This window comes from Rhodococcus sp. ACPA4 (assembly GCF_002300185.1).
Taxonomy (GTDB): Bacteria; Actinomycetota; Actinomycetes; order Mycobacteriales; family Mycobacteriaceae; genus Rhodococcus_F; species Rhodococcus_F globerula.
On the sequence record NZ_NSDY01000001.1, the window covers coordinates 3,007,119 to 3,030,235 of the forward strand.

The window sequence follows — 23,117 nt, forward strand, 5'->3', positions numbered from 1 at the left end:
CATCAGTCACCTCGGCTCGACTTGCGTGAAACTCGTTCGCGCTCAGGCTCTTCCTCGCCACCGCCGAGGATTCCGCCGAGCTTCTCGCCAGCTGCTTCGAGCGCGCCCTTGGTTTTCGATTTGGCACCGCTCTCGGTGACATCCCCAACCAAATCCGTCAGTCCCTTGGGTTCATCGCCGATCTCGAGCCGGTTCACCGCCTCCGCGAACCGCAGATAGGTATCGACACTGGCGACGACTACGCGTGCATCGATGGTCAGCAGTTCGATACCGACCAGGGAGACACGCACGTAGGCGTCGATGACCAGGCCCTTGTCGAGGATGGTGTCGATGACATCGGCGAGGCTACTCGAACTAGGCCCGCCGCCGACTGCGCCGCCACCACCTCCCGCGGGTTGTATCGACGTCATCGTCGTGCTCCCTGCTTCGAACCCGCGGACTTTGCTGCCGCGGTCTTGCGTGGGCGGCCTCTACGTGCCGGCGCCTTGTCCTCACTCGCGGGCGCAGTTTTGCGGGGGCGTCCTCGGCGTACCGGCGGAGGCGGTGGCTCCTCCTCGGGCTCTTCCTCAGCTTCCTCGTCCTCGTCTGTTTCCTCAGGTTCCTCGTCCTCGGGCTCTTCCTCAGGTTCCTCGTCCTCGTCTGTTTCCTCGGGCTCCTCGTACTCGTCTGTTTCGTCGGGCTCCTCGCCCTCATCCAGTTGTGTTTCGTCCTCCTCGGCCTCCACGACCTGGCCGTCCCGGATTTCTCCGCGCCAGCCCTCGATATCATCGGGATGGAGAATGGCCTGCGTCATGACGTGACGTTGAAAGTGCTTGAGTTCCAACCGTGCTCGCCGTCCAGGTGCGCGCCACAGATTTCCCGTCTTCTCGAAGAAACCCTTCGGTTGATATTCGAGGATCACGAGGATGCGGGTGAGATCGGGCGTTACCTCGTGGAACGTCACCGCACCGTCGACGTAACCTTTGGCACCCTTCGAACGCCACACGATCCGTTCATCGGGAACCTGTTCGAGGATCGTCGATTCCCACGTTCGGTGCGACAGGAAGACCTGGGCCTTCCACTCGAGTTTCTCGTCCGATTCCTGCTCCACTCGTTCGACCTTCTTCATGAACGACGGAAAGTCGGTGAACTGAGTCCATTGGTTGTAAGCCAGTTCAATAGGGACCCCGACATCGATCGATTCGATGATGTTGGTCAACTTGAGCTTCTTGCCCTTGCCTCCGCTCTTTGCGCCGTCCTTGCCTCCACCGTCGCCCCCGCCGGTGACCGCGTCCTTGACGTCGGAAGCCCTGTCCTTGACCATCTGCTTGGCGCCCTCCCAACCACCGCTCACGGCAGACTTGAGGGGTGACTCACCGTCATCCGATTTCTCGGAACCGGTAACAGCGGCGAGCAACCCGCCGCCACCGCCCTCGGCGTAGTCGTTGAGCCTTTCCGAGGTGTTCGACACAGTTTCCGAGACCGACGACAAGGCACGTTCAGCCACCGCACCGAGTAGCTTTTGGAACGAGTCCTGCAACACGCTCGACGAACTGTGTCCGTCACCCGGTATAGCTTCTTGTAGTTTCTTCGCGGCGTTCGTCATCGTCATCATCTCCGTGAGCGTCGGACTGGCGCGGAGTCCGTTGCGGCTTTAGCTCGTGTTCTGTGGTTGCTTTCGGTAGCCTCTTCTCCCTCACCCTTGTCGGACTTGGTCTTCCGCGTCGTCCCACTGGATCGGGTGCTGCCGGTACTCGAGGTGCGGCGGCGCGGCGCCGGCCGCTTGCGTGGAGTCGACTCCTCTTCCTCAGGTGCGTCGTCTTCCTCCTCGTCGCGTTCCTCATCGTCGCGCTTGTCGTCCTGCGAGTGAGCGCTTTTCTTGCGGCCGAGCCTCCGGACCCCTGCGACGTCACCGACGGCGTCTGAGACGTCATCGACAGTGCCCGATACGGAGTGACCACCCGCCAACAACCGGTTACTCAGAGAATCGATGCGTTGACTGGCGGCGGTGACTGCTGCGGCCTTCGCTGCGCTGACTAATTCTTCCTTGACCACGTCGCCGATCTTGGCGGCCTCCGGCGATTTTGCCAGCATCTTGGTGCCGCGTTCCAGCAAGTCACGCGGTCCGCCGGGGAAGCGGCCAGTCGCGCCCGCGGCCGCGAGCATCAACGCCATCTTCATTCTGCGGGTGCGGCCCAGCATGTAGCCCGCGCCGACTGCCAACGCCACTTGACCTTTTGCTTTCATTGTCGAACCCCTTCGCCGAGTAGTCATAGCGCACCTCTTGCCAAACGTCGGCAATGTGTCGCAGGACGGTTCTCGGAGGTGGGCCGCACAACCGTGTGCGGTAAGGGTGCGCATTTCGACTACCCTGCCCGTAGGGCACTCAATCATCAGCAGAACACTTGATTCGGCCGAGTGTTGGTTCCCGTTTTGCACCAGGCGGCCATCGCCGAGTATGTGGGTCGTGCGTGATCACCTCCGCGACCGTGTCGATGGGACTGACGTGCGCGTTGTTGTTCAACAGCTTTCGACGGTTGTGGCCTATTTGGCGGCGGCTCGCACCGCTGCGATCACCCCCGCGACAATGAGCGCCAGCACGAGGACGACGAGCAGCACCGGCCCGAGCAGGAGCGCAAGGGCAAACAGGAGGACGAGCATGACTTTTGTTTTTCCACTCAGTCCTGACACCATGCCTTTGACCGCGGGCAATACAGGATTCTTCCCCGTCAGAACTGCCCGGACGCCTGCGAGCCCCGCTGTTACGGCCGGCCCGTGGGGTGTGGCCCCTTCGACAAAGGTCTTCATCCTCTCCTGGAGCTTGCTCGTCACCGCCCCTACCCGATCCTGCACCGAATCAGCAAGGTGAGTGTGGGTTTTCAACCACTCGAGGGCGGCCTCGACCGACCGCCACACCGGACCACGATCAGTGCCGGTCGAGACGTCTTCGGGGGCAACCGTGGCACCTTGCTGTGATTGCCGCGGCTTTGATCGTCGTGTCGGCTCCGCGCGCTTTGATCGTCGTGTCGGCTCTTCGCGCCGTGGTAAGCCGCGACGAGATGCGACGGTGGTCGAATCCGCAGTCGCCTGCCGCGCCGCCAGGGCTTGCGAAGATCCCCACCCCAACCTTGGTGAAGCCTTCGACGTCCGCGCCGAACGCGACGTGGCGGACACACCTCGCGTGGCACTGCCACCGGCTCTACTGCTGCGTGCCGTGCCTGTAGTGGGTGTCGCGCCCGTACGTCGCGTCGTGGCCGGTGCAGCCCGTCCTCTCGTATTCTGTTGTGCACTCATACTTCTCGCCTACTCTCGCGTGCACAGGCACCTCGCAGCGCGATCCTGACGTGCACCAGGATTGATTGCTTATTACCCCAACTAATGACGGTGCGGGACCAAGTCAGTGTTTGAAGATGTGTTTGACCTTCTGGCCCGCCTCCTTGAGCTTGTCGCCGGCTTGTTTGGCCTGGCCCTTGGCCTGGTCTGCGCTTCCCTCGGCCTCCATCCTTTCATTTCCCAGGCTTTTGCCGACAGTCTTCTTGGTAGCGCCCCCGGCAGTTTCGGCCTTGTGTCGGATCTTCTTCACGATGCTCATGGCGTTTCTTTCTCTACGGCGATCGGCGGCCGAACGGTTTTGCCCAGTCGTCTTCCCCTGGATCGCCCATGGTGATCGACGTCGTAACTGCAGACTCCGAAGTTGCCCGCTATCGGATGTGCATGACTGCAGTTGCTCAACGGGCGCGCGACTGCAGCGGTCGCCGCGAAAACCAGGACGACCAGTCCGAAGACGATGAGCATGACGGCCTCCCGGCCATGGCGTAATGCCTAGTCAACGCCGCATTCTGCAGCGCGTCAACACCGTAGGTCTCGCTGATGGCCCCGGGGTGAACCGTCCGCGACACCAGGTCACTCAATTACGTTGATCAGCAGCGCGATTCCGTCATTTGTCCGGAGCGCGCAACAATGCGCGGACCCTCCGTATGAAGCGCCCCAAGTTTGCTACGCGTGAAATTCGTTCGATACATTTTGCGAGCCCAGCGAGGATCGCCTCGGAAGTCTTGGTCCAGACGAAAGGTTTCGGGTTCTCAGGTCTCCGCCGCGAGTGCTCACAGCTTCCGTACGCGCGATCCGGAACGCGCCCGCGGCGGACGCGCGTCGAGATAGGTCGCGCAGTAGGTGGTCACTGTGTGCGGCATTCGCCCGCCTCACAGACTCACCCGGTGGGGCGTTTCCGGCCTCAGGAGCGTACACCAGCATGAGACGCGAAAGTTACTGCACTACAATATGATATCAATCTAGTCGCGAAATACCTGCGGCGTTTCCGGAAGGTGCCGGCATGCACCTCGACATTGCGACAGGATCTTCACGATGATGTTGTCGACCCCTGCACCGGGCGGATTGTCGATCCTGACAGGGGCTGCGCTCGCCGTACGTCTCGGTGGCTTCGCAACGAGAGGTCCCCCGCCCGGCGCCCCGGTAAACCCAGGAAGCAGCTAAACCATGCGTCACAACGTATATATGGGTTCGACTGCTTTCCTGGATAGGCTGACCAGTATCATCCCGCTTCGACGGACCGTCCCGTGTCAGGCGGTCGGTGGTACCTCGAAGCGCTCCCATACCCGGTGCGTCTTCAAGAGCTGGGCGACTGCGGCCAGAGCCGCTTCTGCATCCGCATCAACTCCGACGCCTGGTGCAGCCTCGTCGATACCGGCAGCAGCGAGCACACCCGTGTTCTCACCCCAAACGCCAATCGCCTTGCAATGTCTGTACATTTCGTTGAGAAGCGTGTCAACACGGGGATCCAGCTTGTCTTCGTCGATCCTGAACGCGTCACCGCTCAACAGGATTGCGTCGAACTCGATCGAACGCGCTGTGAGATACGTCCTCTGCACGGTCACCGCGTTCTTCCCCTCTCCGATCGTCCCTCCGTGCGGTCCGAGGACAAGCGGCACCATACCGGCGTCGACGATCTTCTCGCGCACAGAGGCGACGGTATCCAGATCGGAGTTCTCGTCGACGGCCAGCGCGATAATCCTGCCGTCGACGGGCCATTCCGCGCCCACTTGCGAGAGCGCTGGGCTCGGCTCCGAATCCTCCAGTGGCTCTGTAGGTTCGGGGACCTCGAGCCCGAGCCCCCTCGCCACCGTCTTGGCGAGCACTGGGTCGATGTTCGCCAAAATCTCCAGATTCCGAATCTTGATGTTCTCCTCGAAGCACTTCCCCAATTCGAAGGTATATGCCCCTGCGACGTGCTCCTGCTCGATCGGAGACAGACTGCGGTAGAACAGACGCGCCTGCGAGAAGTGATCGTCGAACGTCGCCGGTGCCTGACGCACCTTACGGCCTGAAACTTCTTCGGGCACTTCGATGTAGGCGGCGCTCTCTGCCGAGGCCAGGAACGGGCAACCCCCATCGAGCGAATTGGGATGGTACGGCGCTACCCCGGTGTGGACCCCGTCCTGGTGGAAGCCGTCGCGAAGCATGTCGTTGACGGGTACATGAGGACGGTTGATCGGGATCTGATCGAAGTTGGGACCGCCGAGACGCGTGATCTGAGTATCGAGATACGAGAATAAACGTGCCTGCAGCAGAGAATCATTGGTGATGTCGATACCTGGCACCAAATGGCCCGGATGGAATGCAACTTGTTCGGTCTCGGCGAAGAAATTGGTGGGGTTGGCGTCGAGTGTCATCGTTCCGATGATCTGAACCGGCGCAATCTCCTCCGGAACGATCTTCGTGGGGTCCAGCAGATCGATGCCTTCGAACATTTCGTCTTCGGTATCCGGAAACACCTGAACCCCGAGATCCCAGGACGGATACGCGCCGGCTTCGATGGCATCCGCGAGGTCGCGGCGATGGAAGTCCGGGTCTACCCCACCTGCTATCTGAGCTTCCTCCCACACCAGCGAGTGAACGCCTGCCGCCGGTTTCCAATGGAACTTGATCAAATTCGTTTCACCGTCGGGGTTCACGAGTCGGAACGTGTGGATGCCGAAGCCCTCCATCATGCGATACGAGCGGGGGATGCCTCGATCGGACATATTCCACAACGTGTGAGCGGTCGCCTCGGTGTGAAGGGAAACGAAATCCCAGAACGTATCGTGCGCGCTCTGTGCTTGCGGGATCTCACGATCCGGGTGAGGTTTCGCAGCATGAATGATGTCGGGAAACTTGATTCCGTCTTGAATGAAGAAAACCGGAATGTTGTTGCCTACCAAGTCGAAAACACCTTCGTCGGTGTAGAACTTAGTGGCAAAGCCGCGTGTGTCTCGCACGGTGTCCGCAGAACCTCGAGAACCCAGCACCGTCGAGAATCTCACGAATACCGGGGTCCTTGCGCCCGATGCGAACATGGCTGCTTTGCAAATACTTTCGGCTGCCCCATTAGCCAGGAACGTTCCGTGTGCAGCGGCACCACGTGCATGCACAACCCTCTCAGGAATTCTCTCGTGATCGAAGTGAGTGATCTTCTCGCGAAGGTGGTGGTCTTGAAGGAGGGTCGGCCCCCGCTCACCTGCAGTGAGTGAGTGGTCGGTCTCGTACAGTCGCGTCCCCGTTGCAGTAGTGAGATATTCACCCCGCTGCCCGCGGCCGTTACCCTTCACCTTCTCTTCTGCGCCCGCAACAGTGCGCACCTCAGGCTGTCTCTGGTCGTCCTTGGGAGGCAGCGGTTGGCGGGGCTTGACAGGCTCGCGCAGGTCCGGCGTTTGCGAGGATGGTGCGCCTGGGACGGATTCAGGTGACGGCATTGAACAACTCCTCTTGATTACAGGATGGATCGAGCAACCGAGCACTTCGGCTCAGGTACGCCCCGAACCGAGGGTGACGAGTGGGCCTCGACTATTGCTCGGACCGTTGTCGTGCTTGGTCCGCGCCCGCTTCCGCGCGAGCTTTCTCGGCTGCTGCTTCATTCTCGGCGACTTCCGCTGGCTCTCGGCCTTCTCCCGCTAGGCTCGTCCTTCCCGAGACAAGCTGTCGTTACCGCTGACCACACCAGAAGCTTCCTTCGCCTTGCCCTTGACGCCTTCGACGCCTACGCAGGGACTGCTCCTCCTCCGGCATGTGAATCCTCCAGTTTCGGTACGGAGACATACGTTGCGATTCATACACTCAAGGCACTACCCGAAGCTAGATCTGACAAACATCGGTGTCAGTCAAGGGATCGGCGCCGATGGCTTCGCGGCCCGATTGACGTCACTCGACAAGACGATAGCCACGCTTGACGTGCTTTCCTTAATCGCCGAACGGCCACAATGGAGGATCGCCTGAGGCCAAGTAGATACGTGCGAGAATGCCTCATTCGACTCGATCGGGTCAGTATTGATCGGCCTCGGCGCTTCGATGCGCGTTCGGTTTTTGCGGGTGGCGGGCGGGGTCGGTTGTTGGGCGGTGTCACCGCGAACGTTCAGGACGTTCGGGATCTCCATACGGGAAGCAATCTCAGAACATCGAGAGGCATTCGTACACATCAGCTTTCCCATTGCGACGCGGTGGGATCAGCCCCGCAACGATGAAGATCGCTGGTATCGGAATTGTTTGCTCATACCGATTCCCCGCTCAGGGCCGTTTCAGTCAATTGCAGTGGGGGCCAGTCGTCGACGTCGCGAAGAAGTTGGCGATCGTGGGTGGAGAGAACGACCGCGGCGTAGGTCGCGGCCAATGCCTCGGTGAGTTCGTCGACGAGGGCGACTGAGAGGTGGTTCGTCGGCTCGTCGAGTAGGAGCACATGCGGCTTGCCGGCTAGTACCATCGCGAGGTCGAGACGACGTTGTTGTCCCATCGACAGTTCACCGATCCGCTTGCTCGATTCACGCGCGCGCAGGAGGCCGAGGTGCGAGAGCCCGATTGCATCGGACGGCTCGAGTGTCCCCGCTGCAATGAGCGCGTCGAGGTGAGCGGCATAGACCTCACCCGCCCGCCTGTGCAGGGGCAGATCGGTTTCCTGACGGAGGTACCCGAGACGGGTGCCCTGCGACCTCCGGACGGAACCCGTACTCGGTTGCAGTTCACCGGCTACCACGCTCAACAGCGTCGACTTCCCGGCACCGTTGGGGCCGGCTACGACGAGGCGATCGCGGCGAGAGAGCGTAAAGGAAACCTGGCAGCCCAAGCGCGCCGCTACGCAGACCCGATCCGCACTCACCAACACCTGACCGGCTGTTGTTGCTAGTTCAGGGAACCGAAATTGCTGGGGTGGTTCCGGCACCGTCACCGCGTGCGCTTCGAGCTGCTCCTGGCGGCGATGAACGCTCTGCACGAGCCCGCCCGCGCGCGTCACGCGACCGTGCTTGTTCGTTCCCTTCTCCGGTCGCCATCCAGATTGGAGACGGTTCTGCGCTGAGCTGAGACTGTCTTTCAGTCGGGCATGTTCGGCTTGTTGGTGGTCGTACTTCTGTTCCCAGAGTGTACGTTCGGCGAGGCGGCCCTCGCGGTAGCCGGCGTAGCCGTTGCCGTACAGGCGGATCCGGTCATCGGGTGAGGGGTCGAGGTCCACGATGGTCTCCGCAACATCGGAGAGCAGTGCGCGATCGTGGGTGACGACAACGACGCCTCCCTGGCGCTCTCGGAGCCGCACAGTCAGGAATTCGAGACCACTTCGGTCGAGGTGGTTTGTGGGCTCGTCGAGTAGCAGAAAATCGTCATCGGCACCCAGAAGGCAGGCCAAACGTACGCGGTATCGCTGCCCCACAGAGAGAGTGTCAAGCAACCGGTCAGGATCGGTTTCTGCGTCGAGCGCTTCGAGGGCTATGTGCACCCGTCGCTCGGCATCCCAAGCGTTCAGCACTTCGGCATATTCCAATGCGGCCGAGTATCGCTGCGCGCCGTCGGCGGTTCCATCGGATATCGCGAGTATGGCGGCGTCGAGTGACGCCAGCGCCGCGATCGATTCGGCTATCGCCTCCGCGACGGCTTGACCGACTGTTCGATCGTCGTGTGCCGGCATCTCCTGCTCCGCGACACCAAGTGTTCCGATGCGTTGCACCGTGCCGGAGTCAGGAGTGAGGGTTCCGTCGAGCACGTGGAGGAGGGTGGATTTCCCTCGCCCGTTCTCTCCCACAATGGCGATACGCGATGTAGGAGTGACATTGAGGTCGACGTGGTTCAAGACCGGGTTCGCACCGCGCATCACCGATACGTCGGAAGCGATCAGCTGGGCGCGTTGGCGCATGGATTGAGGGTTCGTAGAAGTGAGCATTCGGATCCTTAGAGAAGGCCCACCGGCTGCCAATGGCAAACAGGTACGCCGAAGACGGCGACCCCACGCAGGGGTCGATAACGAGCGGCCGCCGCAAGCTCGGATGACTCGACGAGCGCGGAAGGCCTTACTCAGCCGTCTTAGAGAAAGTACAAATGCACGTCCCAAAGGTAAATGTTTTAAGAACCTTTTGCAAACGATTTAGGCGGTTCCGGCTTGGGCACAAGGGGACGCCGGCGGCTGGATGTCGTCTATTCCACTCGACCGAACGAGCACCGTCCCAAGGACAGAGTGCAAACCGAGGTTTCTGCCTCGAATCGCTTTGCGTGTCAATCGAACTCCTCGGCTGCGACCGTGGTGAATACCTGTGAGTGCAAGTCGAGTTCGGCATCGATGGGTAGATGTGGAATGTGCACGGCGAAAAGCTTGACCTCGTCCTCTCTGATCGGTTGGTCGGGTCCGAGTGGCAACGGGTACCACCTGAAATCCTGGATGCTTGGGCCGCAATACTATTCACACCCACCTTGATCTGCGCCATCTACTGCATGAACTTCGACACCATGCCAGAGCTGCACTGGACGTTCGGATACCCGCTCGCCTTCGGTCTGATGCTGCTCGTCGCCCCGAGTGGAAATCTCGGCCTCGGTGAACACCGATAAATCTGTTGGCGAAGACGACGGCCACTGCTATTCTCTCCTCGAAGCCGTGCGAGAGAACGAGGAGGTGGTACCCGTGAACGTATCGACGTGGGTGCTCCTTCTCAGGGTCACGGTCGGGCGATAGGTCGTCCGGGAGCGCCGTTCAACGAGCACTCCCGAAAGGCACGACCATGCACTTCACTACCGAACGGCGCCTCGAAAACGGCAGCCTCGAACGCGATTTCACCCTCGGCGAGATCCCCGGCACCCTGTGGACGCCCACCTCTTCGCCGGCGCCACTGATCCTGCTCGGACACCCCGGCGGACTCCGCAAAATGTACCCCCGGCTGGCGGGACGAGCCCAGCACTGCGTGGCGAACGGCTTCGCCGCGGCCACCATCGAGCTCCCCGGGAGCGGTGCCCGGCCCCGATCAACCGAAGCCGAGCAGGCCCGCGCCGATCTACATCGGGCGCTGACGGCCGGCGAGCCGGTTGACGAGAAGATCATCGACCGACTGGTCCTCCCGCTGGTCGAGAAGGCGGTCCCGGAGTGGCAGACCACCCTGGACGCCCTGCTTGCACTACCCGAGATCAGTGGCCCGGTCGGGTACTCGGGTGGGGTGATCGCTATCGGTATCCGGCTGGCGGTGGTCGAACCGCGAATCGTGGCCGCCGGTCTCTTCGCCGGGAGTTTCGTGCCCCGCGTCATGTTCGACGAGGCCCGTCAGGTCACGATTCCGCTGCACGTTCTGTTGCAGTGGGACGACGAAGGAAACGACCGACAGTTGGCACTGGACTTGTTCGACGCCTTCGAATCCCAAGAGAAAACGCTGCAGGCCAACATGGGTGGGCATACTGGCGTCCCGCAGTTCGCGGGGGACGATGCTGGCCGGTTCTTCCTCCGCCACCTCCAGTGAGGCCTGAAGTGCCTACGCGAGTACACCGCCCGATCTCGAAAACCGTCTCGCTGCTCAATTCAGTTGTCGGGATCGACCGTGAGTGTGGGCACTCGAACAGCGAGTTGGCGGAGAATCCCATTGAGTGTGTCGGTAGCGTCAATCAACAGCAATTCTGCGGCATCGGGTGTTCGCCCGCGAGCTGTCAAGGTCATTCCAGAGCGATCAGGTGCCCGAGTCACGGTCAATGCTCTCGAGTAGTCGGATACTGTGCGGCCGCGAGCCGATTACTCATCATCCCAACCAGTTCCGAAGAGTCGAAGCTCTCGTAGGCAATGTATCTGGATTGATACGTATCGACTACATGCGCAGACGGAGGAGGAACACTGAACTCTACGAACGCGGTCTTCGTGAAGGTGATCGCCTTTGTCCACCATAGAAGTCCGAAGACGACTACCACAACAGCGATGAGCGCCAGCAGTACCGGGCGGAGTCGCTGCGAGTGAAATATTCCCATCGGTCAGTTGTACCGGTCTCCGTCATGGACGACGCTTTAGCGTGGACACGCTGGCATTCCGGCCATGTCGCATCGAACCATGTTATTGCCCGCCTCCATAGACCAAGACGGGCGGACAGCCCAGAGTCGGAACAATCGCAGATCAGGTGAAGTCGGCTGCCCCAGCGAGCCATTCGGTATGGTCCAGAGATGATAGTGCTTGGTGTGATCTTACTGATCGTTGCAACAGGTTTGAACTGGCTGTACGCAGTGCGGTTGTCGACGATCAATGCCGGGCGTCGACTGCCGATTGTCACGGGGCAATACCCGATCAGGCCGCCTATGCGTGTATCCGCTCTTCGAGGCGTCGGTGCCGGTGTTTCGATACTAGGTGCATTGATACTGGCACAAGAACTTTGGTTCGATCGGCCCCTACTTGGATCGCTTCTCTGTGCAGTCCTCGCGGTATCAGCCATTGTGGTTCCCGCACTGATCGGTACCGTTGCACACAACGGGCCCCTTCGTGCGCGGCCACAAACCAAAGCCTAGAGTTCTGCAGACTCCGCCCAACACAGAGAGATCCAGGCAGTAACAGGCCGGGGCGGGCACTGGGTAGCGTCGTCGGCATGAACCCGCTGAATGTCGCAGGACGCGCTCGCACGATTGTCATGCAGATCGACTAACGCATCAAGAGAACTTCACGTACGCATCGGGGTCACGTTCCCACGACAATAACCATGCCAGGTGCATACTCCTATAATGAGCGTCGATTCCGAATTTGCTCTACCGCAGTTTCTTTGGATGGTGCTCATCTTCGTCGGAGTGCCCACGATGATCAGTGCAGGCATCATCTCGTCAATCTGGCGATCAGAGCGAACTAGACCCGAGCAATCGTCGAACCGATCCGCAGCTACGCAGCCAGCCGGCGGGGGTCCGCTGGGGCTGTGGACTACCGGCCTGGTCGCGTTCTTGCTGGGACTTCTGTCCTGTGTGGGCTGGCTGAGCTGGTCCGTCGACTATCGGGGCGAGTTCCGTCGGCCCGGCCTGCCGGCACCGACCCAGTTCCCCACTTGGCAGGTGGTCGCCTGCGGAATAACTGTGATTCTGGCATGTTTCGTCGCTGCACATTTCTCGCGTTGGACCACGGCAGGTGGTTTCGCCGCCGCTGTAGGTACGACAGCAGGATTCACGACTGCATTCAGCGTTGCAGCCAGTACTGATGCCACCGGCCAAGCAGGCGTAGGCGTGGCGCTGTCCGCGCTTGGATGGGGCGCTTGCCTAAGCGTGCTCATGCTCCTGCGTGGCATCTGGTTAAACCGACAACGCAACTAAAGATCCTATCCGGAGGTATTTGTTCACGGCCGCAAGTCTTTCCAGCCCATCCTCATATGGTTGTCGCCGTAGCCCGCAGATTCTCGGACAGCGAACTTCAGTCTAGTCGGCAGCGAAGGCAAAAATCAGGCTTGCCCGACGCGGGTTCGGCCCGTTTCCCGGGCGTTGGCGACAAGCGGAAACAATCCGTCGCACATGCCCCTGAGGTAGACAGGCACCCCGGACGGGAGGGCGCCGCGTCCTATACTCATGCCTGTGAATAGGGCGAACTCTCGAGGGATCCGGTGAGTACGGGACGCCCAAACCTACCCAGTGTTCTACGCAAGCAACCGTTGCAAGAACGATCCAGACTCGCTGTCGAACACCTACTCGATACTGCCAGCGAGATCGTCCTCGAACAGGGCACTAGTGCTTTATCCGAGTTCCCCGACGATCCTGCTGGAACGATCAGGAGTCAGCCGCGGGTCTTTGTACGCGTTCTTCGACTCTCCTGAGCGGGTTCTGGACGAACTCGCACGGAGATGCATGATCGACTCGTACGGGCTGATCACCCGTCAGTTCACCAATCGTTCGCGAGCGACGTGGACCGAGATTGTCGACATCCTGGTCGGTCACTACAGACAGCAGTACACAATTCCACTGATTCGCGAACTGTGGGTCGGGCAACATCTGAATGCGAGCATCCGTAGTCTCGACCAGATCTGGTGCGACGAGATAGCTGTTCTCGTCTTCGAGCAGTTCGAAACTCACGCGCCACGCTTCAACCGCTTGTCACACCTGCAGTGCGCCATTGCCGTCGAAATTATCGAGCGACTTGCTCAGTACGCCTTCCGGACCAACCCGTCCGGCGACGAGACGGTACTGGCCGAGTCGCACGACGCACTTCGCGAGTACTTTTCATCCTTTGAATAGGTACCACGCGTACGAGTCGGTCTACGCGCACGAATCAACACGACGACCAGGTTCCGGCGCTTCACCCCTTCGCGGAGAATCCGTCTTGTGCGCAATGCATTTCGCGTCTACTTCCGCGACTGAGTTCAGCAAGCGTTATACAGCAACAGGTCTCACACCCGTGAGCGCCATAAGACGATCGAGCACCGCTTTGAGTCAGACGCAGTGGGCCGCCACTACCCACGAGTTTCCGCTCAGAACCTTGCAGTGAGATTTGGGTTTTGGGGATTCTCGAAAATCCGAACAGCTTCTGCAACAACGGCGTAGGCAAAATCCGGAACTTCAGCTTCAGCCGGCAGGGCTGACAGCTTTTCCTTCGTCAACGGAGAATTGAGTGCCCGAAGTGGTGTCGCGGCTTGCCCCATCCACGGGGCGAATACCTCGACAGCAGTCGTGTCCGCGATACCGAGGCGTCCGATTTCATCGACAACCTTGTCGAATGTGAGCCACACTTGGTCTCCCAATTGCTCGGCAAAGAGTGTGTACGAACCCCATGACCATTGGGCACGTTGGAGATTCGCAGTCAGCCTCACGGCGCCGCCGGCCGCCACGCCTCGTAGTTGCCCGTCTTCCCATACCCAATCGACTTCGAGGTCGGGGTCGATACTTTTTTGCGGCGTGGTCATTTCGATCGCGTTCGCTCTCTTCGTTTCCTTGCACTTGCGCATTTGTCGAGGCACCGGTGTACCTCTATTGCTGTGTACCTCTATTGCGTTCCTTGGATCACGACCCATGCAATCACGAATGCCGGCCGCTGTGAACCGAAGTTTCGATGCCTAGCAGGGTTTACATCGAGGTTTGCGCAGGTATACGCACTTTCCGCCGGTTAAAATTGAGACCCGACTGTAACATTCGGACATCGTGGAATCGCTCGCCGATCAAACATATTGCAGCAGAAACACATTAAGGATTCTCTGCGCACAAAGCTGCTCCGCAACTGCGGAGTAGACATGACACATCTCACCGAAGACGGCCGATGCGGAATTCTCTCCGGACCAGTGTGTTGCATTGACTGACGCTGTTTTGCCGATTGGGCCTGTCTTCGGGTCCTGTCTCCAACGAAAGGTTGTGCAATGACCAAGTTGCTGTTTGCCGTCACCTCTGCAGATCACTGGACGCTCAACGACGGGACCGCCCACCCCACCGGATACTGGGCCGAGGAGCTGGTCGAATCTCATAAGGCGTTCGTCGATGCCGGGTACGACATCGTGATTGCAACACCCGGCGGCAAGGTCCCGGTTGTGGATGAAGGAAGCCTTGCCCCCGAGGTCAATGGAGGTCAGGAGGGCGCCGACCGTATGCGCAAGTACATTGCCGATCTGCAGCCGGCGCTGAACTCGCCCCACATTCTCGAAGATATCGACGCCGACACCTTCGACGTGGTCTTTGTTCCGGGCGGGCACGGGCCGATGGAGGATCTCGCAGTGTCCACAGCCTTCGGCGAGCTTCTGGTGAAATTCTTGGACGCAGGCAAGGTTGTCTCAGCAGTCTGTCACGCACCGGCAGCGTTGCTTCCCGCACGCAGATCCGATGGAAGCTGGCTGTTCGACGGCTACAACCTCACCTCCTTCACCAACGAGGAGGAGACCCAGGCAGGTTTGGCGGACAAGGCTCCGTGGCTGCTCGAAACGAAGCTACGCGAGCAGGGCGGCAAGTTCTCGAATGCCGAGGCGTGGTCCCCTTACGTTGTAGTGGACCGAAAGTTGTACACCGGACAAAATCCCGCGTCGTCCAAGCCCCTCGCAGAGCGAATCATCGCGGACTTGAGCTGAGCGAAATCCCTAAGCGGGGAGCCATGCATGCCCCGCTTAGGGAATCGTCATGTGCGAGAGCGCTTTTCCATCGCACGCAAATTGATCTAGATCTGGGTGTAAACCGACTTCGTCTTCATATATCCCTCGATGCCCTCTCTGCCGTGCTCGTAGCCCCATCCGGACTGCTTGTATCCGCCGAACGGCATAGCGTGGTCGAAGACCATCTGGCAGTTCAGGGTGACAGTTCCGGCGTCCAGTCGCTTCGCGAGGCGGTGAGCACGTCCGACGTCCGAGGTCCACGCCGTGGCAGCGAGCCCGTATGTGGTGTCGTTTGCCATGGCAACCACTTGGTCATCGTCGTCGAACGGCATGATCGGAACGACGGGTCCGAAAATTTCCTGCTGATAGAGCCGCATGTCGGGCCTGACATCGGTGAGGACGGTGGGATGCACGAAATAACCCGGCCGGTCGATCCGGGATCCGCCTGCCACTACCTCGACACCGTCGCGCTTTCCCTCTTCGACGAAGCCCATGACTCGAGTGAGCTGCTTTTGACTGATGAGCGGACCGATGTGGACGCCCTCATCCTTAGGCCCGCCCAGCTTCAGCGAATTGGCAATCGCCGCAATGCCCTCCACGACCTGATCGTAGACACCGCGCTGAACGAAGATGCGTGAGCCGCTGATGCAGCCCTGACCGGAGTGCACGAAGATACCCATCGCGGCACTCAGGATGGCCGTGTTCAGATCGGCGTCGTCATAGATCAGTACGGGTGACTTGCCGCCGAGCTCGAGCATGACCTTCTTGAGGTTGCCACTGGCTACTTGCACGATCTTCTTGCCGACTTCGGTGGATCCCGTGAAAGCGATTTTGTCTACATCGGGATGCTCGCTCAGTGCCGCGCCTGCAGTGTGGCCGTAGCCGTTGACGAGGTTGACGACACCATCGGGCACGCCGGCCTGAGCCAATAACTTAACCAGTAGCAGTGCCGACAGCGGTGTTTCTTCGGCAGGCTTGACGATGACGCTGCACCCTGCGGCAAGGGCTGGAGCAAGTTTGGCGCACGCGTTGAAGATCGGGCCGTTCCACGGGAAGATCAGCCCGACGACACCCACGGGTTCCTTGAGCGTGTATCCGTGCATATTCGAATGAGCACCAGTGATCCCGCCGGTCATGTGCACGTCATGGGCGATGCCATTGACCTTCGTGCACCAGCCGCCGTAGTACCGGAAGAATTCGGCACTGGTCCCGACGATGGAATGCGCCTGAACGAATGGCATCCCGGTGTTGATCGAATCGAGCTGGGCGATCTCAGTTGCGTGTTCGTCGATCAAATCGGCAGCGCGCCAAAGGATTTTAGCCCTTTCACTGCCGGGGAGACCGTGCCACACACCGGCCTCGAAGGATTCGCGCGCACGAGAAACGGCTTCCTCGACCGCCTTTGCCCCGCCATCGGTGAACTCGGTGATCTGTTCTTCGGTCGCCGGGTCGATGACCGCAATGACTTCACCGGTGCCCGGGAGATTGCGTACCTCGTCCATGATCGATTGGAGTGTCATTCTGACTGCTTTCGGGTAGTTCGAAACTTGAGTCGATATCGCTGGCCGATTGGGTGATCGAATAGCGCGCCTGGGTGAAGATTCGGGCTGTTGGCACTAGCAGCCGGGAACGGTGGCCCCACTCCCCTGGATAGCCATCAAGGTGCAGTACGTCGTTGCGGAGACCTTCCAGGTACCAGCTTCCTGTACTGCCTCACCGGACTGGTCGGGAAGTACGGGAGTACCGCCCATCACGAGTGTCCATTTGACAGAGGCGTTGTCGGCGCCGGCTGCGGTGACGCCTTCTACGGTGGCAGTAGTTGCCATCGACTGCGGATCAGCGGCCATCGCTTCGAGCGTTGGGAGAAATACATCGCCGTTCTCGAGCAGGGCGGCACGCGCGGCAGGGGCGGTAGTTCCATTGAAGAAGGTGATGTACGCGTCCGTGATTTCTTTGGTCGCCGCAGCGGACGCCACAGCGCTGGTTGTCGCTGCTGCCGGCGCCGAAGAACTTGTCGCCTTGGTTGATGAGGTGGTCTCGCTCGAACTGTCATCGGAGCTGCTACAGCCCGTCGCGAATGTAGTGACGATGAAGGCGCCGACGATCAGGGCTCGACCGATTACAGATTTACGCATGGTGAATCCTTTCCGGTGGACGGAACGGTTCCGCCACCACATGTTTCGAACTCCTGGCGTGTCAGAAGGTCACGACTGTTCTCCGTCGAGGGAGGGAAGTCTCGTTGCAAGTGCCAAGTCGTAAGATTGGCGAGCCATCCAGAATCTCAGGAAATTGGTCAGTGAATAGCGCAGGAAGATAGCAGCTCCGTTGATTCCTACGACTATTCCGATCACAGCGACAATGATGGCGTCGCGTTGAACAAGCGGATCAGATGTGTTGTGTGACAGAAGATAAGCCCCCACTCCCAACGCCGGACCCAGCACCATCAGCGCGATTCCGAGTCGCAGCCAGAGACTGGACCGGCCCGCGGACGGGTCGGGAATCTTCAAATCGGCAAGCTCGCGGGAAAAGCGCTCTGCGCGTGTTTCAGTCGTGGTCATGTAGAACTCCCTAGGTAGAGGGTGGCAAGTTCGGTGCGCAGTCCGTCGTCCGGGTGGCCCTGCTTTTCGATCCGACCTCGAACGAGAACTGCAGCATGGTCAGCGAATTCGAGTACGGCGTTCGCGAACTGTTCGACGAGTATCACGGCGACACCTTGCCTCGCTATCTCGGCGACCTCCTCGTAGAGTTGGCCGACGATCAAAGGCGCTAGTCCCATGGACAATTCGTCGAGCAGAAGCACAGCTGGTTCGGTGGCCAAGCCGCGAGAGAGAGCGAGCATCTGCTGCTCGCCACCGGACAGCGTTCCGGCAATTTGTGAAGCTCGTTCCGCGAGGATGGGAAAACGAGTGAATGCGACCTCTTCGATCTCGTCACGAGACCGACCGGTGAAGGTCATCATCGACAGATTGTCCCGGACGGACAGATTGGGGAATACGCCGCGCCCCTCGGGGATGAGACATACACCCGCGCGCGCCAATTCCCGCGGTGATACTCCGGTCATGTCTCTGTCACAGAACAGGAGCTGTCCTGAGGTGATCGTATGGACACCGGAGATGATGCGCAGCGTGGTGGTCTTGCCTGCACCGTTCGGACCGAGCAAAGCCACTACTTGCCCTGGTTCGACTGCAAGATCGATGCCGTGCAGGACAGCGATATCGTCGTAACCCGCGCGGACGCCGCGTAGTTCGAGAACGGGACTCATGATTCCCCCAGATACGCTGCCAGAACCGCGTCATCGCGCCGGATCATCTCGGGTGGGCCGACCGAGATGATCTTCCCGAGATCGAGCACATACACCTGATCGCACACGCTCATCACCAATTCCATGTCGTGTTCGACCAACAAAACCGCTGTTCCCTGATCCGCCAGTGATCGCAGCAGCACCGAGAACCGTTGTGTCTCTTCGGGGTCCTGCCCGGCAGCCGGTTCGTCGAGAAGAATGACGGACGGGTGCACTGCCATTGCCCTCGCCACCTCGACGAGTCGTCCCATGCCGGTCGACAGCGAGTCGGCGGTGACGGCGGCCACCGCAGCCAATCCCAGTCGATCGATGATGTCGTCGACAACGGCTGTCGCGTTGCGTCGTTGCGGCCCAATTTCGGCGGCAACGAGGAGGTTGTCTCTGACGCTGAGGCGACCGAAGAGTTCGAGGCGTTGGAACGTCCGTGCCAGGCCGTGTTTGGCGCGCCGAGACGGTCCGGCTCGGGTCACGTCGCAGCCACCCAGGAACACACTTCCCGTGGCTGGCTTACGGAGTCCGGATATGACGTCGAACAGGGTGCTCTTTCCGGCACCGTTGGGTCCGATGAGGCCGGTGATGTTGCCTTGTTCGGCGGTCAGTGAAACGTCGGTGAGTGCATGGTGGCCGCCGAATGTGACCGTGATGTCCTTAACTTCGAGCTGCGATGGCACGATCGAGCACCTCCTCGTCTTCCGTAGTCCAGGGGCGCTCCAGGCCCCACCACTCCACCGGAATCTCCCGCTGCGCCGGAGCCTCCCGTTGCCTCGATACACCCCAACTTCGGGCTGCGAGAATTCCGGCCACCGCCCCGATGATCAGCACGTACCCGTTCACGACATCGACGAGTCGCAGAATCCACAGCGCCCCAATCCAACCGAGCAAGGCAGCCATCACGACGGGGTACCGAAGTGCGGGCTCCCAACGCCGACGCAGACTGGGTACGAGTCCATCGTCGACAGCGCCGGAACTGTATGCCAAGCCGGCAGCAGCGGGCAGCGTCTGCACGAGGTTGGCGGCCGCCGGCCACAACGCCACAATTGCATTGAGAGGACCGGCAATCATCGTTCCGGTGAAGAGTCCGTTTCCGACCACACCGAGTCCACCGACTACGGCGATCAGGAAAATACCCAGTCCGGCAACAAAACTGAACTGCTCCGCCGAGATCGACATCAGTTGCATTCCGTACAGCGCCCCACCGAGACCGGCAATGCCGGCGGACAGCGCAAAGACCAGCATTTTCGTCAGCAGCAAGCTGCCTCCCAATGTCGCAAACGCTGCCTCGCTGTCGCGCAGTGCAATCAATCGTCGGCCGAGGCGCCCTCGCCGGAGCATTGCCACGCCCAGTGTGACGAGCGCCAGACACACTGCTGAGAACACCGTCAGTTCTGCCGGGGTGTCGATCGCGAATCCGAACAGTCGCGGGCCTACCAATTCCACTGAACCCTGATCAAACAGTGTGATCTCCGTGCCGAACACCTCGAAAGACGGCAACGTGAAGATCCATCGGTCGAAGATGGCCGCGATTGCCGCCGTCCCGAGCGCCAGGTACACCCCTGAGAGTCGCAGCGCGGGCACTGCGATCACCGCACCGACAATGCCCGCGATGACCATCACCGCCAAAAGTGCCCACCATTGCCCATTTCCGCCCAAGCGTGCACAGACGATCGCCCCGACCCCCGCCATCGTGAGCTGTGCGAGCGAGATCTGACCGGCGTAACCGACTAACGGAACGAAGGACAACGCGATGACGCCGAATGCGAATATCTGTCCGTAGGTGATCAGATCACCCTCCCCCAGTACGGTGGCCAGAATGAGTCCGAACGCGACGATAACTCCTGCGAAGGCGATTGTGCCGCGAACTGTCGGTAGCGGAACTTGACTGAGGTGACGGTCGCGTCTCCGAAGTCGCCCGTGCGGAAACAGCAACAGCGCGAGCAGCAACAGAATTGCCGGCGCAGCGAGTCGCAGCCCGGGAAGGTAGGGACTCTGCGGTAGGTAACCGGTGAGGTAGCTTTCCATGCACCCGACGACGATCGCGCCGACAAAAGTCATCGGCAAGCTCTTCAACCGTCCGAATATCGCTGCGGCATAAGCACTGACAATCACGAGTGACAGTTGGGTCGCATCGAGGGCGACCATCGGAGCGATGAGAATGCCGCCGATTGCCGCCAATACCGTCCCCAGAATCCAGGCAACCCGGTTGGCGCGAACCGGGTCTGCCCCGGTGAGACCCACCAAGGCACGGTCATCGACAGTCGCTCGCATTTCGGTTCCGGTTCGAGTGCGCAGCATCAGGATTCGCAACCCCGCCGCGACGACGACCGCTACCAGCATGGTGATTGCCTGGTGCCAACTGACCGTCGCAGCACCGATCTGAAAAGAGTCTTGCTCGGCAAAGAACTTGGGAAGCGTGCGTGCCTTGTTCGGACTCCAGATCCATCTCGCGAGCGCAATCAGACCGCTCAGCAAGGCGATCGTCATCACCAGCTTCTCGGCCTCACCAAGGGCTTGGACCGGCCGCACCAACAGTTCGACTAGGAGCCCGAAAGCTGGTGCCAGAACCAGAAGTACGGTCGCTACCGACAGCCACACCGGCCAACCCCAACCGACGCTGAGTTGCCAATAGGAGAAAGCCGCCATCATGCCCGTCGCGCCGTGTGCGAAGTTGAACACGCCGGTGGTCGTGTAGGTAACCACCAATCCGCTGCCGATGATCGCATAGATCGCCGCAGTGCTCAGCCCGACGATCCCAAAGGAGATGAACTGTTCCATTATTCGAAATCGCCGATGCTTTTACCGACTTCGGCCAGGGTCATCGGCGTCCCGAAGTCAGCCGTCAATTTACGAGCGGGGATATCGCAACGGTAGAGACCGTTGTCGGGATTGAAATCAGCTGCCTCCCATCCGTCAGATGTCGCTCGCTCGACGTTGAAGCACGGCTGCGGCGGGATAGGATTCGCCAAATCGTTAGCGACATGCAAACCTCCCCCGGTCCAGGCAGTTTCGGCGACAGCTGCGTTGTAAAGGCACGAGCGGGTGAGATCGGCACCGCAACTGGCGGCCGACTTCGCGAACAGCAACCACGACGACATGGCGAGCATCGACGGAAGTGTGATCTGCGCGTCCGGGGCGTACTTCTGGTACATAGCCTTGAGCTCCGCCACCGCTGGCTCGTCACTCTCCAATGGCGCTACCCCGCTGAGAGATACGAGATTGTTCTGGAAGTCCGCGGACTTCCCCAACAGTTCGATGAACGAGGCGTTATACGCATTGTTGTTGGCATCGATCCAGTCGAGCTTGTAGTTCATGCTGGTGAGGACCTCTTCGAGCTTGGCCAACTGATTGAAGTCGCCCATGAAGATCAGACCCTTGACGCCCTTGCTCTTGATCGCCTGAGCGTATGGAGTCCAGTCCGAGACACCCATAGCTGGATAGAGCTCGTCGTAGATGAGCGTTGCACCGGTCGCTGCGAGTGTTTCTGCGGTCAAGGCACCAATTGCCTTGGTAACCGCCGAATCACCGTTGATGATCCCGACGGCGGCTTTCGAGTCCGGGTAGGCCTCGTCAGCGATCCAGGTCCGAAAACCGTTGTAATTGTCGTATCCGGGAACCATGGTCGGTGACGCACTCACCTCCAGGTCTGCGCCGGCAGACCGTGACTGGACAGCCTGCGCGGGGAAACTCGGCAACATACATGTCAGCCGGTCCTTGACACCGAGAGCATCCAACGCTGCGCCGCCGCCGACGAGAGCAAAGTCGTCACGACAGGCTTCGATCATTCTCTGACGAACTTCCATCAACTTCGAATCGCGGATGTTGGCCACAATCCGGCGACCGTTGATGCCGCCGGCATCGTTACACCACGACGTGAAAACCTCTGCCGCGTCGGCAAATTCCGTGTTCTTGTTGAAACCCATGTCGGAGAAGACTCCGACAGAAATTTCCTCCGCGGTCACGCCTTGGGCCGGTGCGCCCTTGACATCGCCAGGCTGACACACGCCTCGAAGGTCGCCGAAGTCGCTGGAGGCGGCCGCAGCGCTCGTTCCGCCATCGTCGGCGCCCTCAGCCGGACTCTCGCTCGAACTTCGGCCACTGCATCCGGTGACGGCTGCCGCTACCGCCACCACGGCGAGGAAGGCAGCGAGTGTTCGTTGTGGTTTCACAGGTCTCCTACATTTGGTCAAGGCGGTCAACTGACGGAATCGACAGATCACCGTGCATTCCTTGACATGGCACGTGCGTAAGTGAGAGTTCCGCTGCTGAGAGGGAGGATTGATCCGGTGATGAAGCCGGCTTCCTCGGGAAGGCAAGGAAGCGCAGGAAGCGGCAATATATTCCGGCCGACCGAGCAGCATTGATACTGCGACGAATTCAGGTGATACGGGTCGACAGTGTTGCCCGTGGGTGTGGACGCTCTTTGGCGGCACACGCCGCGGTTAATCGCGACGTGCCAGGTGGCTTTCTGTCATCGCTGTCGGTACCGGGCCCGCACGGAGTGGAGTGCACAACCCGGTACCGAAACGTAAAGCGGAATG

Annotated in this window: 22 protein-coding genes and 2 pseudogenes; 6 read left to right on the plus strand and 18 right to left on the minus strand. The window is 60.3% G+C overall.

The genetic code is table 11. The annotated features are described in order from the left end of the window. Window positions 1-2: 2 nt before the first annotated feature. The 5 genes from gvpJ to CJ178_RS13635 form a co-directional block, all read right to left on the minus strand. Entirely contained in the window at window positions 3-410 is a 408-nt protein-coding gene (gene gvpJ / locus CJ178_RS13615; RefSeq protein ID WP_045064366.1) for a gas vesicle protein GvpJ, read from the minus strand. Next, on the minus strand, window positions 407-1,591 hold the full coding sequence (locus CJ178_RS13620) for an SRPBCC family protein (RefSeq protein ID WP_373557480.1): 1,185 nt from the start codon (window positions 1,589-1,591) through the stop codon (window positions 407-409). Before CJ178_RS13620 ends, gvpJ begins: the two co-directional genes overlap by 4 nt. Continuing rightward, entirely contained in the window at window positions 1,591-2,226 is a 636-nt protein-coding gene (locus CJ178_RS13625) for a hypothetical protein (RefSeq protein ID WP_095886925.1), read from the minus strand. The genes CJ178_RS13620 and CJ178_RS13625 overlap by 1 nt, the downstream gene beginning before the upstream one ends. Before the next feature lie 297 nt (window positions 2,227-2,523). Next, window positions 2,524-3,273 carry a hypothetical protein gene (locus CJ178_RS33235; protein WP_233364666.1) on the minus strand — a complete coding sequence of 250 codons (750 nt, stop codon included), beginning with the start codon at window positions 3,271-3,273 and terminating at the stop codon, window positions 2,524-2,526. A 103-nt stretch (window positions 3,274-3,376) separates the two neighbouring features. Continuing rightward, on the minus strand, window positions 3,377-3,571 hold the full coding sequence (locus tag CJ178_RS13635; protein WP_033231564.1) for a CsbD family protein: 195 nt from the start codon (window positions 3,569-3,571) through the stop codon (window positions 3,377-3,379). Window positions 3,572-3,639: 68 nt separating this feature from the next. Here CJ178_RS13635 and CJ178_RS32785 point away from each other — a divergent pair, with 68 nt between their 5' ends. Continuing rightward, a complete protein-coding gene (locus CJ178_RS32785) occupies window positions 3,640-3,798 on the plus strand; it encodes a hypothetical protein (protein ID WP_155276674.1) in 159 nt (52 codons plus the stop codon). Between the two features lie 761 nt (window positions 3,799-4,559). Here CJ178_RS32785 and CJ178_RS13640 read toward each other — a convergent pair. The 4 genes and pseudogenes from CJ178_RS13640 to CJ178_RS32790 form a co-directional block, all read right to left on the minus strand. After that, on the minus strand, window positions 4,560-6,728 hold the full coding sequence (locus tag CJ178_RS13640) for a catalase (RefSeq protein ID WP_095886926.1): 2,169 nt from the start codon (window positions 6,726-6,728) through the stop codon (window positions 4,560-4,562). Between the two features lie 91 nt (window positions 6,729-6,819). After that, window positions 6,820-7,085: pseudogene (locus CJ178_RS33240) on the minus strand (CsbD family protein). A gap of 434 nt (window positions 7,086-7,519) precedes the next feature. Then, window positions 7,520-9,175 (minus strand): ABC-F family ATP-binding cassette domain-containing protein, encoded by a 1,656-nt coding sequence (locus CJ178_RS13655; protein WP_095886928.1) that lies wholly within the window; start codon window positions 9,173-9,175, stop codon window positions 7,520-7,522. A gap of 329 nt (window positions 9,176-9,504) precedes the next feature. Next, window positions 9,505-9,645 (minus strand): hypothetical protein, encoded by a 141-nt coding sequence (locus CJ178_RS32790; protein WP_162487717.1) that lies wholly within the window; start codon window positions 9,643-9,645, stop codon window positions 9,505-9,507. Window positions 9,646-9,663: 18 nt separating this feature from the next. Between CJ178_RS32790 and CJ178_RS33245 the strand changes: the two are divergent. Continuing rightward, window positions 9,664-9,834 (plus strand): annotated as a pseudogene (locus CJ178_RS33245) (CorA family divalent cation transporter); the annotation flags it as partial. A gap of 170 nt (window positions 9,835-10,004) precedes the next feature. Beyond that, window positions 10,005-10,730 carry a hypothetical protein gene (locus CJ178_RS13665; protein ID WP_045064371.1) on the plus strand — a complete coding sequence of 242 codons (726 nt, stop codon included), beginning with the start codon at window positions 10,005-10,007 and terminating at the stop codon, window positions 10,728-10,730. 59 nt (window positions 10,731-10,789) lie between these two features. On the opposite strand, the gene CJ178_RS33250 is transcribed toward CJ178_RS13665, so the two are convergent. Beyond that, entirely contained in the window at window positions 10,790-10,924 is a 135-nt protein-coding gene (locus tag CJ178_RS33250) for a hypothetical protein (protein ID WP_257013136.1), read from the minus strand. Window positions 10,925-11,964: 1,040 nt separating this feature from the next. Here CJ178_RS33250 and CJ178_RS13680 point away from each other — a divergent pair. Together CJ178_RS13680 and CJ178_RS13685 are read left to right on the plus strand one after the other, a co-directional pair. Continuing rightward, the gene (locus tag CJ178_RS13680; protein ID WP_095886931.1) at window positions 11,965-12,537 is read left to right on the plus strand and encodes a hypothetical protein; all 573 of its coding nucleotides are present in this window, start codon (window positions 11,965-11,967) and stop codon (window positions 12,535-12,537) included. 525 nt (window positions 12,538-13,062) lie between these two features. Next, window positions 13,063-13,449 carry a hypothetical protein gene (locus CJ178_RS13685; protein ID WP_143547517.1) on the plus strand — a complete coding sequence of 129 codons (387 nt, stop codon included), beginning with the start codon at window positions 13,063-13,065 and terminating at the stop codon, window positions 13,447-13,449. A 233-nt stretch (window positions 13,450-13,682) separates the two neighbouring features. Here the strand turns inward: CJ178_RS13685 and CJ178_RS13690 are convergent, their stop codons facing one another. Continuing rightward, window positions 13,683-14,114 carry a hypothetical protein gene (locus tag CJ178_RS13690; RefSeq protein WP_133637938.1) on the minus strand — a complete coding sequence of 144 codons (432 nt, stop codon included), beginning with the start codon at window positions 14,112-14,114 and terminating at the stop codon, window positions 13,683-13,685. 447 nt (window positions 14,115-14,561) lie between these two features. Here CJ178_RS13690 and CJ178_RS13695 point away from each other — a divergent pair, with 447 nt between their 5' ends. Then, on the plus strand, window positions 14,562-15,260 hold the full coding sequence (locus CJ178_RS13695) for a type 1 glutamine amidotransferase domain-containing protein (RefSeq protein WP_033231573.1): 699 nt from the start codon (window positions 14,562-14,564) through the stop codon (window positions 15,258-15,260). A gap of 86 nt (window positions 15,261-15,346) precedes the next feature. On the opposite strand, the gene CJ178_RS13700 is transcribed toward CJ178_RS13695, so the two are convergent. The 7 genes from CJ178_RS13700 to CJ178_RS13730 form a co-directional block, all read right to left on the minus strand. Next, window positions 15,347-16,801, minus strand: a complete 1,455-nt coding sequence (locus CJ178_RS13700) for an aldehyde dehydrogenase family protein (RefSeq protein WP_095886933.1) — start codon at window positions 16,799-16,801, stop codon at window positions 15,347-15,349. A 96-nt stretch (window positions 16,802-16,897) separates the two neighbouring features. Next, complete coding sequence (locus CJ178_RS13705; RefSeq protein WP_033231575.1) at window positions 16,898-17,416, minus strand: hypothetical protein; 519 nt, start codon at window positions 17,414-17,416, stop codon at window positions 16,898-16,900. A gap of 69 nt (window positions 17,417-17,485) precedes the next feature. Then, window positions 17,486-17,839: a hypothetical protein gene (locus CJ178_RS13710; protein ID WP_033231576.1), complete on the minus strand. Its 354-nt coding sequence runs from the start codon at window positions 17,837-17,839 to the stop codon at window positions 17,486-17,488. After that, a complete protein-coding gene (locus CJ178_RS13715) occupies window positions 17,836-18,543 on the minus strand; it encodes an ABC transporter ATP-binding protein (RefSeq protein ID WP_033231577.1) in 708 nt (235 codons plus the stop codon). The genes CJ178_RS13710 and CJ178_RS13715 overlap by 4 nt, the downstream gene beginning before the upstream one ends. Beyond that, on the minus strand, window positions 18,540-19,253 hold the full coding sequence (locus CJ178_RS13720) for an ABC transporter ATP-binding protein (RefSeq protein WP_033231578.1): 714 nt from the start codon (window positions 19,251-19,253) through the stop codon (window positions 18,540-18,542). The genes CJ178_RS13715 and CJ178_RS13720 overlap by 4 nt, the downstream gene beginning before the upstream one ends. Next, window positions 19,231-21,354 carry a branched-chain amino acid ABC transporter permease gene (locus CJ178_RS13725; RefSeq protein WP_033231579.1) on the minus strand — a complete coding sequence of 708 codons (2,124 nt, stop codon included), beginning with the start codon at window positions 21,352-21,354 and terminating at the stop codon, window positions 19,231-19,233. Before CJ178_RS13725 ends, CJ178_RS13720 begins: the two co-directional genes overlap by 23 nt. Then, window positions 21,354-22,745 (minus strand): ABC transporter substrate-binding protein, encoded by a 1,392-nt coding sequence (locus tag CJ178_RS13730; protein ID WP_033231580.1) that lies wholly within the window; start codon window positions 22,743-22,745, stop codon window positions 21,354-21,356. Before CJ178_RS13730 ends, CJ178_RS13725 begins: the two co-directional genes overlap by 1 nt. Window positions 22,746-23,117: the final 372 nt, after the last annotated feature.